Origin of the sequence: Nocardia sp. NPDC057353, assembly GCF_042667085.1 — a bacterium.
Classification (GTDB): Bacteria; Actinomycetota; Actinomycetes; order Mycobacteriales; family Mycobacteriaceae; genus Nocardia.
In genome coordinates, this window is the sequence record NZ_JBHVAK010000009.1 from 74,106 (window position 1) to 88,825 (window position 14,720).

The window sequence follows — 14,720 nt, forward strand, 5'->3', positions numbered from 1 at the left end:
TACGGACCAACGCCGCCCCTACGGTCAGGTGGGTGGGTCCGGGAGGGGGTGGTCGCGCGGTGCCTCGCGGTGCGACCACTGTCCGTAGCGCCGCGCCAGCGGTGCGGCGGTGAGCCCGTGCGCCAGCACCGAGAGCCCGACGGTGACGACCGCGGCGACGAGGAGCAGGTCCTGGTGCGGCAGCTCCCGTTCCTCCTCGAGGATCAGGATGACGAAGACGATGGTGGCCAGGCCGCGGGGTCCGAACCAGCCGACGAAGGCGGTGGTTGGGAGGCCGGGACCGGTTCCGACCAGCGCCAGCGCGACCGGGATCATCCGCACGGCGGTCAGGCTGAGCAGGGCGTACCCGACCACGCTCCAGGACAGGTGGCCGAGGGCGGGCCCGAGCAGAACGGCGCCGAAGACGACGAAGGTCACGGCGCTGAACACGTCGCCCGCTTCCTCGAGCATGCCCGCCGCGGCGGTGCCGGGGGTGTGGCGGTGGCGCAGTGCCCCGAAGACCAGACCGCCGACGAACGCGGCGATGAACCCCGACCCGCCGATCGGGACGGCGACGGTGTAGGCGAGCGCGGCGGCCGTGAGCGGCAGGATCTGCGCCCACGCCGGGTCGATCGTGCGGTGCCGTTCGGCGGCGATCAGGACGGCGGCGGCGAGCGCGCCCGCCCCCGCGCCCGCCGCGCAGCCGTAGCCGATCTGCTCGGCGACGAGCCGGGCGGCGGCGCCCTCGCCGATGGCACCGGCCTCGGCCTGGGCGAGCGCGAGCACGATCAGGAACAGGGGCACGCAGATGCCGTCGTTGAGGCCGCTCTCGACGTTCAGGCCCTGCCGCACGCGCGAGGGCAGGGCGGGGAGCATGACCACCGCCTGCCCCAGGGCGGCGTCGGTCGGCGCGAGGATCACCGCGAGCAGCAGCGCCTCGGGCCAGCCGAGCTCGCCGAGCAGCAGGAGCGCGGTGGCGAACCCGGCGACGATCGTCAGGGGGAGACCGATGCCGAGCAACCGGGCGGGCAGCGCGATCTCGGCGCGGAGCGCGGCGAGGTTCACCTGGGAGGCGTCGGAGAACAGCACCAGCGCGAGCGTGACCTCGGCGAGGAGTTTGACCGTCTCGGCGGCGGTCTCCGCCTCGATCACACCCGCCGTCGCGCCGCCGAGCGCGAGACCGCCCGCCGTGAAGATGATGGGCGCGGTGATCGGCGTGCCCGCGATGCGTCCGGACATCGAGGCGAAGGCGAGCAGCACCGCGGCGATCGCGGGTAGGGCCCACATCACGGCGTCCCTCCGAAAGGGCGGACAGGTAGGCATTCAGCCTGACCGCGGTACCCGACCTTCGCCTCACCCATTTCAGGTGAATTGACGCGTCCGGGTAATTCGGGTGGGGACTTGCACGGGGTAGGGCTATTCGGACGCTGTCGCAGCACTTCTCGCCTGTGTTTGAATTGCGGCATGTGCCGATGGATGGCGTACTCGGGCGAGCCGATTCTCGCCGACGATCTCCTGTTCCGGCCCGAACATTCCCTGATCGATCAGAGCAGGAATTCCCGGCTGGGGGAGAGCACCACCAACGGCGACGGCTTCGGAATGGGTTGGTACGGCGAGGGTAGCGAGCCCGCGGTGTACAAGAGCATCGAGCCCGCGTGGAACGACAGCAATCTGCGCGAGATCGCGCGGCAGGTGCGAACGCCGATGTTGCTCGCGCATGTCCGGTACTCGACCGGGACCGCTGTGCAACGCAGCAATTGCCATCCGTTCCGGCACGGCCGGTGGCTGTGGGTGCACAACGGCCTGCTGCGCGGTTTCCGGGACATGCGGCGCGACCTGTTGATGGCGGTCGATCCGGCGCTGTTCCCCGATATCGAGGGCTCCACCGACACCGAGGCGCTGTTCTACCTCGCCCTGACCTTCGGCCTCGTCGACGACCCCTTCGGGGCCGTCGCCCGCGCCGTCGGCTTCGTCGAGGACGTCGGCCGCGCCACGGGGATCGAGCGGCCGGTGCAGATGACCGTGGCGACGACCGATGGCGAATCGCTCTACGTATTCCGGTATTCCAGCGAGCGGAGTTCGCGCTCGCTCTTCTTCTCCACCGAGATCTCCCAGCTCCGTGCACTGCACCCCGAGGTCGAGGTGCTGCGCGAACTGGGCGACAGCACCCGCTTCGTGGTGTCCGAGCCGCTGCGCGATCTGCCGGGGGCATGGAACGAGGTGCCGGAATCCTCGGCAGCGATCGTGGGCGCCGGTGCGGACGCCATCCGGCCCTTCACGCCGATTTCACCGTCCTGAGGGACCGGAGTCCTTTCACGAGCCGAGAATCCTGGCCTTCTCCGCCTCGAATTCGGCATCGGTGAGCACCCCCTGGTCCTTGAGCTGGGCGAGCTCCTTCAAAGCGGCGATCCGGTCCGTCCCCGCGTCACTGTGGGAGGGCGGGGCGGATTGCGCGTCCTGTGCGGCCCACCGCTGTCCCTGCCTGCGGGAAATGCGGTTGGAGACGGCGGTCGCGGTTCCGGCGACCACGGCGGTGCGGGCTACGCCGCGAAGCAGTCCGGGCATGACATTCTCCTCGATCGGTGCGACTGATACAGCGAATAGTGTTGTGGCTCGGCTCAATCGATGTCGAGAGACGTCAGGATGCTCTGCATCGGAATACGTCCGGCGGCGACCAGTTCGGCGCCGTTGCGGCGCAGCGCGGTCGCGAACGGCGCCGCCCACCTGTTCTCGTAGACCAGGATCGCCGCGGAGCACCCCGGCTCCAGCGCCCGGCCCGCTTCCAGGCGGTCCGCGTCGTCGAGCAACCCCGATTCCGCCTCCGCGAACAGGGTGATGTCGACGCCGTCGCCGAAGCCGACGTCGGCCACATCCACGCCGACGAGCGACCCGGCGGCGTCCTTGTGCACGAAGGCCAGGTCGAGTACGCGGATGACGCCGCGCTCGACCAGATCGCGCAGCAGCGGCAGCGCCGAGCCGTCCGGGGGAAGCACTCCGGCCCGCCGCCCTCACCCGTTTCGGGTGATATGCGGGTCCCGCTCTCGACACCCGACGCGCCGCGGGAGTTTGCTGGGGTGCGAGGTCGTCCACAACCCCGGAGGTGTGCCGTGAATCCGTACCCGCCGATCGCCGACCACGGCCTGGTAGGCGACCTGCAGACCGCGGCTCTGGTCAGCGCCACCGGCACCGTCGACTGGTGGTGCACGCCGCGGTTCGACTCGCCGAGCATCTTCGCCGCACTGCTGGACAGCGAGCAGGGCGGGCACTGCCAGCTGATCGCCGACCTGCCCGCGGACCGGATGACGATCCGCCAGCTCTACCTGTCCGACACCGCGGTCCTGATCACCAGGTTCATGGCCGAGGACGGCGTCGGCGAGGTCGTCGACTTCATGGAGCCGATCCTGGACTCGGCGCCGAGCGGCGTGCACCGGCTGACCCGGATCGCGCGGGTGGTCCGCGGCAGGCTGCCGTTCGCGCTGACCTGCCGCCCCCGCTTCGACTACGCGCGCGCCGAGCACACGCTGACCCTGCACGACGAGCACCGCGCGGTGTTCGCAGGCCCCGGCGTCGACCTGCACCTGCAGGTGTCGGGGACGCCTGCGCTGCGCGCGAGCGGCGACGACGTCGAGGCGCGGTTCACCCTGAGCAGCGGCGAGAGCGCGGCCTTCGTGCTGACCAGCACCGATCCCGGCGCCGCGGCACCGCCGCAGCCGAGCCGGGATGCGGTGCTCGACGGGTTCGAGGAGTGCCGCGAGTTCTGGTTGTCGTGGCTGCGCGCCTCCACCTACCGGGGCCGCTGGCACGAGATGGTCAACCGCTCGGCGATCACGCTGAAGCTGCTGACCTACGCCCCCACCGGCGCGCCGATCGCGGCGGCCACCATGGGGCTGCCCGAGCAGGTGGGCGGCGAGCGCAACTGGGACTACCGCTACACCTGGATCCGGGACGGCTCGCTGGCCGTGCGGGCGCTGGTCGACCTCGGCTTCACCGAGGAGGCGGCCGCGTTCCGGCGGTGGCTGCGCGACCGGCTCGACGCGGGGGACACCGCCTCCGGCGAGCCGCTGCAGATCATGTACCGGATCGACGGCGAGCCCCGGCTCGAGGAGGAGGTGCTGACCCACCTCGAGGGGTACCGGCAGTCGGCGCCGGTCCGGGTGGGCAATGCCGCCGCCGACCAGATCCAGCTCGACATCTACGGCGAGGCCGCCGACGCGCTCGCCCGGACCTCCGACATCGGCGGCATCGCGGGCTGGCGGGTCTTCGCGAACCTGCTCGACTGGCTCGTCGACCACTGGGACCGCCCGGACGAGGGGATCTGGGAGACGCGCGGCGGCCGCAAGGACTTCACCTACAGCAGGCTGATGACGTGGGTGGCCTTCGATCGCGGGATCAAGCTCGCCACCGCGTACTCGCGCCCGGCCGACGTCGCCGGGTGGACGAAGGCGCGGGACGCGGTGTTCACCCAGATCACCGAGCGGGGCTGGAGCGAGAAGCGCATGGCCTTCGTCCAGCACTACGACAGCGAGGTCCTCGACGCCTCGCTGCTGCTCATGCCGCGGATGGGTTTCCTCGCCCCGAACGATCCGGCGTGGCTCAGCACGCTGGACGCGATGGGTGAGGAGCTGGTCAGCGACAGCCTCGTCTACCGCTACGACCCGGCCTCCTCCCCGGACGGCCTGCGCGGCTCGGAGGGCACCTTCAATCTGTGCAGCTTCCTCTACGTGGAGGCGCTGGCGCGGTCGGGCAGGCTGGCGGAGGCCAGGTACGCGTTCGACAAGATGCTCACCTACGCCAACCACGTCGGGCTGTTCGCCGAGGAGATCGGCCCCTCGGGCGAACAGCTCGGCAACTTCCCGCAGGCCTTCACCCACCTGGCGCTGGTCGCCGCGGCGATGGCACTGGACGAGCAGCTCGACCGCGCCGAGTCGCGGGCCGACCGCGTCGGCTAGGAGAGCCGGATGAGCGAGTCGATCGGCACGGGCCGCCCCCGCGGGGTGCTGGTCCCGCTGGCGCTGGCCCAGTTCATCTGCAGCTTCGCCGGCTCGAACATGAACGTGATGATCTCCGACATCAGCACCGACCTGAACACCACCGTGCAGGGTGTCCAGGTCGCGATCACGATCTTCCTGCTGGTGATGGCGGCGCTGATGATTCCGTGCGGCGTGCTCACCGACAAGTTCGGCCGGAAGCGGTGTTTCGTGCTCGGGCTGGCCGTCTACGGCATCGGCGCGGTGCTCAGCGCGGTCTCGCCCAACCTCGGCGTGCTGATCCTGGGCAACTCGATCCTGGAGGGGGTCGGCACCGCCCTGCTCATCCCGCCGGTCTACATCCTGACCACCCTGCTGTTCACCGAGCCGGTCGGCCGCGCGAAGGCATTCGGGATGATCATGGCGCTGGGCGGGGTCGGCGCCGCGGCCGGGCCGCTGATCGGCGGGCTGATCACCTCGGCGCTGAGCTGGCGCGCGGCCTTCGCGTTCCAGGCGCTGGTCATCGTCTTCATCATCGTCTCCAGCCGCCGGGTCCTCGACCCGCTGCCCGCGGATCGCACCCGTCCTTTCGACCTGCTCGGCGCGGTGCTGTCGGCGGGCGGGCTGGTCCTGCTCGTCACCGGGATCATGGTCGTCGACGACGACATCGTGCTGAGCGTGGTGCTGCTCGTGCTCGCGGCGGCGGTGCTGACCGCCTTCTTCCTGTCCATCCGGGCGAAGGAGCGGAGCGGGGGTGAACCGCTCCTGCGGATCGCGCTGTTCCGCAACCGCACCTCGAACCTGGGACTGATCACCCAGAATCTGCAGTGGCTGCTGCTCATGGGGACCTCGTTCGTGGTCGCGACCTACCTGCAGGTCGTGCGCGGCTACAACGCCGTCGAGACCGGCGTGATCTTCACCGCCGCCACCGTGGGGGTGCTGGTGACCTCGCTCTCGGCGGAGCGCTTCGCCACCCGGCGCAGCCCGCGCACGCTCATCCGGGCCGGTTTCGCCATCGCCGTCGTCGGGATCGCCGTGCTGGTGGCGCTCGCGGGAAACTCGGTGAATCCCTGGGCCTTCGCGCCGGGGCTGCTCCTCATCGGGTCGGGGCTGGGCATGATGCTGACCCCCTCCGTCACGGTCGTGCAGTCCAGCTTCAGCGAGGACGAACAGGGGGAGATCTCCGGGCTGTCGCGCAGCGTGTCGAACCTCGGCTCCTCGCTCGGCACGGCGGTCGCGGGCACCATCCTGGTCGCCGGGCTGAGCGGGCACGCCTACGCCGCCGCCATGCTCACCCTCGCCGCGATCGGGGTCGGCGGTTTCGTCGCGGCGTCGCTGCTGCCCGCCCGGATCACCACAGGAAGGACGAGCGCGTGACCTCCTCCAGCACGGCGGCCGCACCGCCGCAGGACGACGCACCGGGGCCCGACTGGTTCGCCCGCGACGCCGCCGCCGCGGTCTCGGCCCTGGACACCGACGCCGACGCGGGGCTCTCCGCGGACGAGGCACAGGCCAGGCGGCAACGGTACGGCCGCAACGAGATCGCGTCCGCGCCCGCGCCCTCGCTCACCGCGATCGCGATGCGGCAGATCCGGGATCTGATGAACCTGATGCTCGTCGCGGTCGCGGTGGTGAGCGTGGTCATCGGGGAGGTCGCCACCGCGATCGTGGTGGCCGTGCTGGTGCTGCTGAACGTCGTGCTCGGCACCCGCCAGGAGCTCCGCGCGCGGGCCAGCGTCGACGCGCTGGCGACGCTGCAGACACCGCAGGCGCAGGTCGTCCGCGGCGGGACGCTCGCCAGGGTGGACGCGACGGACCTCGTGCCCGGTGACATCGTCCGGCTGGAGGCCGGTGACATCGTCCCCGCCGACGGACGGCTGCTCGCCTCGGTCACCCTCGAGGCCCAGGAGGCGGCGCTCACCGGCGAGAGCGCGCCGGTCGCGAAGAGCCCGGCGGTGCTGACGGCGCCCGACACCACCCTGGGCGACCACACCAACATGCTCTTCCAGAACACCTCGATCACCCGCGGCACCGCCACGATGGTGGTGACCGAGACCGGGATGCGCACCGAGATGGGGCGGATCGCCTCGATGCTCTCGGCGGTGCAGCCCGCACGCTCGCCGCTGCAGCGGGAGCTGGACTCGCTGACCACGCTCCTCGGTGTCATCGCGTGGACGGCGGTCGCGGTCATCGTGGTCATCGGGCTGCTGCGCGGCCAGACCCTGAGCACCCTGCTGCTGCTGGGGATCTCGATGGGCGTCTCCGCCATTCCGACCGGCCTGCCCACCTTCGTCCAGGCGATGCTCGCCTTCGGCGCCAGGCAGCTGGCCGACGCGAAGGCCGTGGTCAAGAACCTGACCGATGTCGAGACGCTGGGCGCGACCAGTGCGATCAACTCCGACAAGACCGGCACGCTGACGATGAACCAGATGACCGTGCGGAAGCTGTACTTCCACGGCCAGTGGTACACCGTCGACGGCGAGGGGTACAGCACGACCGGCGCGATCTTCCGCGCCGCCGGTGCGCCGCTGCCGGACTTCACCCTGCTCGCCTACGGGCTCTGCCTCGACAGCGACGCCACCGTCTCCGCCTCCGGCACGGTCGTCGGCGACCCCACCGAGGCGGCGCTGGTCGTGCTCGCGGCCAAGATGGGGGTGGACGCCGACCTCACCCGGCGGTCCTACCCGCGCGTCGCCACGGTCCCCTTCGACTCGGCCTACAAGTTCATGGCGACCTTCCACGACCTCGAGGTCGACGGCAGCGTCCGGCTCGTCGAGCTGGTCAAGGGCGCGCCGGACATGGTGCTGGCCCGGTGCGGCAGCGCGTTCCGCGACGACGGGCAGCGCGTCCCGATCGCGGAGCTGCGGGAGGAGCTGACGGCGGCGAATCGGAGCATGTCGGAGCAGGGGCTCCGGGTGCTCGGCTTCGCCGCCCGCATCGTGGATGCCGACCGGGCCGCGGTGCGATCGGAGCCGATGGCCTTCGTCGACGAGCTCACCTTCGTCGGGATGGCCGGGATCATCGACCCGCTGCGGCCGGAGGCGATCGCCGCGGTGCGCACCGCGCGGGAGGCGGGGATCGAGGTCAGAATGATCACCGGGGACCACGCCGTCACCGCCTCGGCCATCGGGGCGGAGCTGAACCTCGGGCCGGGGGCGATCAGCGGCGCCGAACTGCAGGCGATGAGCGATGACGAGCTCTCCGCCGCGCTGCCGGAGCTGCACGTCTTCGGCCGGGTCACCCCGCAGGACAAGCTGCGCCTGGCCGGCGTCATGCAGCGCGGCGGCGCAGTCGTCGCCATGACCGGCGACGCGGTCAACGACGCCGCGGCGCTGAAGAAGGCCGATATCGGCGTCGCGATGGGCTCGGGCAGCGAGGTGACCAAGCAGGCGGGCAAGATGGTGCTCACCGACGACAACTTCGGCACCCTCATCACCGCGATCCGACTGGGCCGCACCATCTACGACAAGATCGTCTGCTACATCCGCTACCAGATGTCGAAGCTGTTCTCGCTGGTGCTGCTGTTCCTGGCCGCCAGCGTGTTCGACATCAACGACGGCGTGGCGCTCACCCCGCTGATGGTGCTGTTCCAGCACTTCTTCATCACGCTCTTCCCGGTGGCGGTCATCATGCTCGACCCACCGGCGCCGGGGTTGATGAGCCAACCGCCGCGCGATCCCGGTACGCCGATCGCCAACCGCGGCGCCTTCCTGCAGTGGCTGGCCTACGGCGTCCTGCAGTTCGCGGTCGCGCTGGCGGCGATGCTGCTCGCGCCCGGCGAGCTGAGCACCGACACCGCGAATGTCCCGATGACCACCACCTTCGTCGTGCTGTCGTTCGGTTCGATCCTGGCCGGGCTGGTGATGCGGCGCGATCCCGAGTCCGGGTTGAGCCCGCCGCTGCTCGGCGCGCTGAAGATCCTGGTGATCCCGGTCGTGGTCACCGTGTGCGCGGTCGAGCTGGGGTTCCTGCAGGAGCTGCTGATGACCAGCGGGTTGAGCGGCGGGCAGTGGCTGGCCTGCCTCGGCTGGTCGCTGGTGATCCCGGTCGTCGTCGAAGCGGAGAAGGCGCTGCGGCGCCGTCGGCGCTTCGTGCCCGCGGCGCCGCTCGCCGCCGACGTCGCGCTGGGCCCGAGCCGCGCCCGAGCCTTGCCGCCCGCGCGCACCCCGTCGTAAAATGAGACCCCCATCACACTCCGTGCTGGATCCGGAACAGGGGGCACAGGGACCGAGGAGAACGGTCATGTCCCGTTTGGTACGCAAGAATTTCGATTCACCCGAGGAGACCCGCCCCTTCGAGGGGGATACGGGCCAACTCGATCTGGTCAATCTCGACAGCGGTCCGGTGGGCCGGGCCGTCTTCCGGCCCGGCTGGCACTGGTCGGAACATGTCGCTCCCATCGCGGGCACCGACAGCTGCCAGGCGCCGCACATGGGGTACTGCGTCTCGGGGCACCTGGCGGTGGTCATGGACGACGGCGAGAAGCAGGAGTACGGGCCCGGCGACTTCATGGTCGTCCCGCCCGGGCACGACGCATGGACCGTCGGGGACGAACCCTGCGTCATGATCGACTGGCAGGGAGTCGCCGACTACGCCAAGCGGTGATCTATCAACCGATTGACAGAAAACTGGAACACGTGTCACCGTATCCGGGGCCGACCGGCCCGGAGGCGTGACGCGGAGGTTCCGATGGGGTTTCGTACACCCGACCTGCCGGTTGTCGACCTGGAGGCCTGGCGTGCGGGGAGCCGCGCCGAGCGCATCCGCCCCATGGCCAGGCACTGGGCCGAGGTCGGGTTCGGGACGCCGGTCGTGATGTACCTCTTCTACGTCGGCAAGATCCTGGCCTACCTGCTCGCCCTGTATCTGATCGCGGTGTCGACCGCGGGGGTCGACGGCCCGATCTCGCAGTGGTGGACCGAGCCGATCGTCTTCCAGAAGGTCGTCCTGTTCACCCTGCTGTTCGAGGTGGTCGGGCTCGGCTGCGGCTTCGGGCCGCTGAACAACCGGTACAACCCGCCCATGGGGTCGATCCTGTACTGGCTGCGCCCGCGCACCATCCGGCTGCCGCCCTGGCCCGGCGTGGTGCCGCTGACCAGCGGGACGACCAGGACGCCGCTGGACATCGCGCTGTACGCGGCGCTGCTGATCGCGGTGGTGATCGCGCTGTTCAGCGACGGCACGCGCAGCAACCCGGGGTACCAGGCGGGGCTGCTGCCGGTCTGGCAGATCGCCCTGATCCTGGCCCTGCTCGCGGTGCTCGGGCTGCGCGACAAGGTGATCTTCCTGGCCGCGCGCGGCGAGGTGTACGGAACCCTCACCGTCACCTTCCTGTTCGCGGGCGCCGACCTGATCGTGGCCGCGAAACTGATCTTCGTGGTGATCTGGATGGGCGCCGCCACTTCGAAGCTGAACAAGCACTTCCCGTTCGTCGTGGCGACCATGATGTCGAACAGCCCGATGGTCCGCTCCAAGCGGCTCAAGCGGTCGTTCTTCGAGAATTACCCGGACGATCTGCGGCCGGGGCGGCGCGCACGGTTCTTCGCGCACGGCGGGACGGCGGTGGAGCTGCTGGCGCCGGTGGTGCTGTTCTTCGCGACCGGGAGCTGGCCGACCGCGCTGGCGGCCGCGATCCTGGTGACCTTCCACCTGGTGATCCTCACGGCCATCCCGATGGGGGTGCCGCTGGAGTGGAACGTGTTCATGATCATCGGGATCTTCGCGCTGTTCGTGGCGCACGCCGACGTGGGGCTCGGCGATCTGGAGCACCCGGCGGTGCTGCTGCTCCCCGCGGCGAGCGCGGCGGTGGTGATCTACGGGAACCTCTTCCCGCGGCGGGTCTCGTTCCTGCCGGGGATGCGGTACTACGCCGGGAACTGGGACACCACGGTGTGGTGCATCAAGCCGTCGGGGGCGGCGAAGATCGGCGAGCACGTGGTCGCCGTCGCGGCCATGCCGCAGGCGCAGCTGGAGAAGTTCTACGGCGAGGGAAGGGCCGAGATCCTGCAGTATCTCGGCTACGCCTTCCGCTCGATGAACACGCACGGCCGCGCGCTCTTCACGCTGGTGAACCGGGCCATGCCTGCGGGGCGCCAGGACGAGTACGTGATCACCGACGGCGAGCGGATCTGCAGCACCGCGCTGGGCTGGAACTTCGGTGACGGCCACATGCACAACGAGCAGCTCATCGCGGCGCTGCAGGAGCGGTGCGGGTTCGAACCGGGCGAGGTCAGGGTGGTGCTGCTGGATGCGCAGCCGATCCAGCGGCAGACCCAGGCCTACCGGCTGGTCGATGCCGCGACCGGTGAGTTCGAGCGCGGCGAGGTGCACGTGGCCGACATGGTGACGCGGCAGCCGTGGGAGCACGATGTTCCCGTCACGGTGACGTTCAGCGCGAACTAGCCGCCACCCGCTCCGCGATCCGCACGGCAGCCGCGGTCATGAGATCGAGGCTGCCCGCGTGCACCGGCAGGTGCGCGCCCGCGCCGGTGAGTTCCAACCCGATCGTCACCTCGGCGGTGCCCGCCGGGGGCGATTCGATTCCGATCTCGTCGGCGAGCCGGAAGCCGGGGGAGTACTCGGCGACCCTGCTCGCCGCCGCCCGGACGGCCGCGGTGACGGCGGCGCGGCCGCGGCCGTCGAGCTCGCCGACGACGGCGCGCAGGGTGGCGCGGGCGGCGGGCGGCGGCTGGCTGCGGTCCAGGCTGAGCGAGGCGCGGCCGCGGAGCGCGCCGCCGACGGTGGTCAGGGCGGCGGCGGTGGTGTCGGTGAGCGCGGTGACCCGCTCCAGGGTGATCGTCTCGGTCGGGGCGCCCGCGACGACGGCCGCGACCGACGCCTCCAGCACCGGGGTCACCGTGGCGATGGCGGCGACCAGCGGGACGGTGGCCTGGGCGCTGCCGGTGAGCACATTGATGTTCCCGGCGCCGACGTGCGCGTCCAGGTTGACGCCGGGCACCACCCTGGCGCCGAGCGCGGACTGGGTCAGGTGCACGATCCGCTTGCCGTGCCCGGCCATGGCGTTGACGTTCGCGCGGTGCGCCCCGGCGGTGGTGGCGTCGAAGACCAGCGCGATCTCGGCGAAGTGCGGCATGGCGAGCAGCCCGGCCAGGCCGCGCGCCGAGGTGGGGATGCCGAGCCCGGCGGCGTGCGCGAGGCCGGGGGAGGCCGGGTCGATGCCGATCAGGGCGGCCATCTCCAGTGCTCCGGTCCCGTGCAGCACCTTCATCATCAGGTCGGTGCCGACGGCACCGGAGCCGATGACGGCGACCTTGGTGGGCTGCATGCGGTCTTTTCCTCCGAGACACCTCGTACCTCAGGTGAACCTAAGCCGGTCCGAAGCCGGGCAGAAGGATAGTGCCGGACAACGAATTGATGAAACCGGACATTCGGTTGCGGAAGAGTCGCTAGGGTTGCCATCCATGCCGACCGGAAGAGCGCGGTACCGGGCGACCGAGGTGCTCGCCCACGAGATCCCGCGGCCCGGGCTCGGTATCGCCATCATCGTCGAGTTCGCGCTGGAGCGCGGCCTTTCGCCCGCCGCCGTGCTCGCGGGCACCGGGGTGCGAACGCCGGAGCTGCTCGGCCCGGACTCGGTGGTCTCGGCCAGGCAGGAGCTGACGGCGCTGCGCAACCTGGCCGCCGGGCTCGGCGACCCGCCCGCGCTGGGGTTGACGCTGGGCCGCTACTACGGGGTGAGCACGCTCGGGGTGTACGGCTACGCGTGTCTGTCCAGCGCGACGGTCGGGGCGGCGCTGCGGGTCGCGGTGGAGTTCTGGGAGCTCAGCTACAGCTTCGGCGGGGCGCGGTTGGAGATCGACGGCGAGCTGCTCCGGGTGCACTACCTCGACCACGGCATCCCGGAGGACGTGCGCCCGCTGGTGATCGAGCGGGACCTGCTGGCCGGGTTCTCGGTGATCGCGGAGATGGCGGGTGCGGCGGAGTTGCCGACCGCGGTCCGGCTCTCCTTTCCGGAGCCGCCGCACGCGGCGGCGCTGGAGCGGCTCATGGGCCGCCCGCTGCACTTCGACCAGCCGGGCAGCTCGGTGGACTTCCCGGTCGCGGTATTGGACCGGCCGCTGCCGCACGCCGACGCCGAGACGCACGCGCGCTGCGTGGAGCAGTGCCGGGCGCTGCTGGCCCGGCGTCGCGACCCGCACACCGCCGCGCTGGCCCGCGAGCTCAGGGCCAGGCTGGCCGGGCCCGGTGGCGGGGCGCCCTCGTTCGAGGATCTGGCGGCGCGGGCCAATATCAGTCCGCGCACACTGCGCCGCCGCCTGGCCGCGGCCGGGACCAGCTACCGGGTGCTGCTGGATCAGGCCAGGCACGCCACCGCGGACCGGCTGCTCGCCGAGACCGCGGACTCGGTGGAGGAGATCGCGGTGCGGCTCGGCTACGCCGAGGCGGCGAGCTTCATCCACGCCTACAAGCGCTGGACCGGCACCACCCCGGCGCGGCGCCGGGCGGAGTTCGCCGCCCGGCGGCACCGGCTGCGCTGACCCTCACCAGTGCGTGCCTGCGAGACCCCAGGAGTCCAGCTCGGTGGCGATCGCCTTGCGCAGCTGCTCGGCATCGCCGAAGTGGTCCGGGTCGATGCCGAAGAAGGTGAGCGTGATCTTGTCGTCGTACTCGACCGCCCACGCCGCGATGCCAGGTCCCTGCCTGCGCCGCTCGGCGGCGGACTGGCCCTGCATGATGGCGCGGATGGCGAAGGACTCGGCGCGCTGCCCGCCGATCTCCAACGCGCTGTCCGGTGCGGAGCCGAGGTTGGAGACGGTGGTGTCCGGGCCGGGGACGGCGCGCATGAGCGTGCGGACGACCGCCTTGGGCAGCAGCCGGACCACGGGCTGCAGGTTCTCGGTGAGCTTGTCGTCGCGGTTCCGGTACTCGATGAAGGCCTGCTTGCTGAGCGCGCGGATCTCGGCGAGCCCGGTCTCGGGGCCGATCTCGCCGGGTACCCGGATCCAGACGCCGCCGGAGGCATTGGCGCGGTCGTCGCCGTCCTCCCGGTTGCTCACGGCGATGCAGACCTTGAGCAGCCCGTCGGGGGCGAGCGGGTAGCCGGAGCGACGAACGAGGCCGCCGAGCAGCGCGGTGAACAGGCTGGCGCCGGTGCCGCCCGCGGCGGTGGCGGCCGCGGTCCAGGCATGCCGGTCGACGTCGACGATGGCCAGGGTGGAGCCGGACTCCGCGGTGCCGGAGCGCGGCGGCGCCTTCGGCGCGGCGGCCTGCTTCGGGGCCTTGCGCTGCCGCCACAGCTCGGTGCCGATCACCCGCGCCGAGGCGGCCGCCTCGGCGAGCGCGGTGCGCGAATCCTTCAGGTCGGCGCGGACCCTCGGCCAGCCGCGCACCTCGTCCTCGGTGGGCAGCCCGCTCACGGAGGTGCCCGCGTGCGCGGCGGCGAAGGCGTTGTAGAGCCCCTGGCCGTCGGTGACCATGTGCGAGATGAGCAGGGAGAGCACGAATTTCCCGGATACCGTGTGGGTGCCGACGAGCTGCCAGCCGCGGCCCGCGGCGGGGTCGAGGTCGGCGGTGCGCAGGGTGCGGTCGGCCCAGGCGCCGATCTCGGCGTCCGGCACCGGCTCCGGCTCGACCCGCAGCACCGGCGGGTGCGGCGAGCGCACCCAGCGGTGTCTGGCGAACGGCACCACCGCGGGAACCACCTTGCGGCTCAGTAGCCCGGCGGCCAGCTGGTCTCCGAATCCGGCCAGCGCGGCGGGGTCGGGCTCGGCGGGGAAGATCCAGGCGTACTGGATCGGCGCCGACATCCCGAAA

The 14,720-nt window shown here is 71.3% G+C and carries 12 protein-coding genes; 7 read left to right on the forward strand and 5 right to left on the reverse strand.

Annotation, left to right across the window (positions count from 1 at the left end):
• Nucleotides 1-24: 24 nt before the first annotated feature.
• Entirely contained in the window at nt 25-1,266 is a 1,242-nt protein-coding gene (locus tag ACFUUZ_RS06795; RefSeq protein ID WP_378693289.1) for a cation:proton antiporter, read from the reverse strand.
• 189 nt (nt 1,267-1,455) lie between these two features.
• Between ACFUUZ_RS06795 and ACFUUZ_RS06800 the strand changes: the two genes are divergently transcribed.
• Nucleotides 1,456-2,277, forward strand: a complete 822-nt coding sequence (locus ACFUUZ_RS06800; RefSeq protein WP_378693291.1) for a class II glutamine amidotransferase — start codon at nt 1,456-1,458, stop codon at nt 2,275-2,277.
• 15 nt (nt 2,278-2,292) lie between these two features.
• Here ACFUUZ_RS06800 and ACFUUZ_RS06805 read toward each other — a convergent pair whose 3' ends face one another.
• On the reverse strand, nt 2,293-2,544 hold the full coding sequence (locus ACFUUZ_RS06805) for an SHOCT domain-containing protein (RefSeq protein ID WP_378693293.1): 252 nt from the start codon (nt 2,542-2,544) through the stop codon (nt 2,293-2,295).
• Nucleotides 2,545-2,597: 53 nt separating this feature from the next.
• Nucleotides 2,598-2,972 (reverse strand): DUF6325 family protein, encoded by a 375-nt coding sequence (locus ACFUUZ_RS06810; protein WP_378693295.1) that lies wholly within the window; start codon nt 2,970-2,972, stop codon nt 2,598-2,600.
• Nucleotides 2,973-3,086: 114 nt separating this feature from the next.
• Between ACFUUZ_RS06810 and ACFUUZ_RS06815 the strand changes: the two genes are divergently transcribed.
• The 5 genes from ACFUUZ_RS06815 to ACFUUZ_RS06835 all read left to right on the forward strand — a co-directional run bounded on the left by ACFUUZ_RS06815 (nt 3,087) and on the right by ACFUUZ_RS06835 (nt 11,348).
• A complete protein-coding gene (locus ACFUUZ_RS06815; protein ID WP_378693297.1) occupies nt 3,087-4,928 on the forward strand; it encodes a glycoside hydrolase family 15 protein in 1,842 nt (613 codons plus the stop codon).
• A gap of 9 nt (nt 4,929-4,937) precedes the next feature.
• Nucleotides 4,938-6,323 (forward strand): MFS transporter, encoded by a 1,386-nt coding sequence (locus ACFUUZ_RS06820; RefSeq protein ID WP_378693299.1) that lies wholly within the window; start codon nt 4,938-4,940, stop codon nt 6,321-6,323.
• Nucleotides 6,320-9,121: a cation-translocating P-type ATPase gene (locus ACFUUZ_RS06825; protein ID WP_378693301.1), complete on the forward strand. Its 2,802-nt coding sequence runs from the start codon at nt 6,320-6,322 to the stop codon at nt 9,119-9,121. Before ACFUUZ_RS06820 ends, ACFUUZ_RS06825 begins: the two co-directional genes overlap by 4 nt.
• A 67-nt stretch (nt 9,122-9,188) precedes the next feature.
• Nucleotides 9,189-9,551: a cupin domain-containing protein gene (locus ACFUUZ_RS06830; RefSeq protein WP_378693303.1), complete on the forward strand. Its 363-nt coding sequence runs from the start codon at nt 9,189-9,191 to the stop codon at nt 9,549-9,551.
• An 84-nt stretch (nt 9,552-9,635) separates the two neighbouring features.
• Nucleotides 9,636-11,348, forward strand: coding sequence for a DUF3556 domain-containing protein (locus ACFUUZ_RS06835; protein ID WP_378693305.1), 1,713 nt, complete (start codon nt 9,636-9,638; stop codon nt 11,346-11,348).
• Here the strand turns inward: ACFUUZ_RS06835 and ACFUUZ_RS06840 are convergent.
• Nucleotides 11,335-12,231, reverse strand: coding sequence for an acetaldehyde dehydrogenase (locus tag ACFUUZ_RS06840; protein WP_378693307.1), 897 nt, complete (start codon nt 12,229-12,231; stop codon nt 11,335-11,337). The two genes, ACFUUZ_RS06835 and ACFUUZ_RS06840, sit on opposite strands and share 14 nt — an antisense overlap.
• Before the next feature lie 136 nt (nt 12,232-12,367).
• On the opposite strand from ACFUUZ_RS06840, the gene ACFUUZ_RS06845 reads away from it, so the two are divergent.
• The gene (locus ACFUUZ_RS06845) at nt 12,368-13,444 is read left to right on the forward strand and encodes an AraC family transcriptional regulator (protein ID WP_378693309.1); all 1,077 of its coding nucleotides are present in this window, start codon (nt 12,368-12,370) and stop codon (nt 13,442-13,444) included.
• Between the two features lie 3 nt (nt 13,445-13,447).
• Here ACFUUZ_RS06845 and ACFUUZ_RS06850 read toward each other — a convergent pair whose 3' ends face one another.
• The gene (locus tag ACFUUZ_RS06850) at nt 13,448-14,713 is read right to left on the reverse strand and encodes a hypothetical protein (RefSeq protein WP_378693311.1); all 1,266 of its coding nucleotides are present in this window, start codon (nt 14,711-14,713) and stop codon (nt 13,448-13,450) included.
• Between the last annotated feature and the right edge of the window lie 7 nt (nt 14,714-14,720).

Coding starts and splice junctions, on each gene's coding strand:
- ACFUUZ_RS06805 (WP_378693293.1), bottom strand. CDS start 2,544: ATGCCCGGACTGCTTCGCGGCGTAGCCCGCACCGCCGTGGTCGCCGGA.
- ACFUUZ_RS06850 (WP_378693311.1), bottom strand. CDS start 14,713: ATGTCGGCGCCGATCCAGTACGCCTGGATCTTCCCCGCCGAGCCCGAC.
- ACFUUZ_RS06835 (WP_378693305.1), top strand. CDS start 9,636: ATGGGGTTTCGTACACCCGACCTGCCGGTTGTCGACCTGGAGGCCTGG.
- ACFUUZ_RS06820 (WP_378693299.1), top strand. CDS start 4,938: ATGAGCGAGTCGATCGGCACGGGCCGCCCCCGCGGGGTGCTGGTCCCG.
- ACFUUZ_RS06830 (WP_378693303.1), top strand. CDS start 9,189: ATGTCCCGTTTGGTACGCAAGAATTTCGATTCACCCGAGGAGACCCGC.
- ACFUUZ_RS06845 (WP_378693309.1), top strand. CDS start 12,368: ATGCCGACCGGAAGAGCGCGGTACCGGGCGACCGAGGTGCTCGCCCAC.
- ACFUUZ_RS06800 (WP_378693291.1), top strand. CDS start 1,456: ATGGCGTACTCGGGCGAGCCGATTCTCGCCGACGATCTCCTGTTCCGG.
- ACFUUZ_RS06840 (WP_378693307.1), bottom strand. CDS start 12,231: ATGCAGCCCACCAAGGTCGCCGTCATCGGCTCCGGTGCCGTCGGCACC.
- ACFUUZ_RS06795 (WP_378693289.1), bottom strand. CDS start 1,266: ATGTGGGCCCTACCCGCGATCGCCGCGGTGCTGCTCGCCTTCGCCTCG.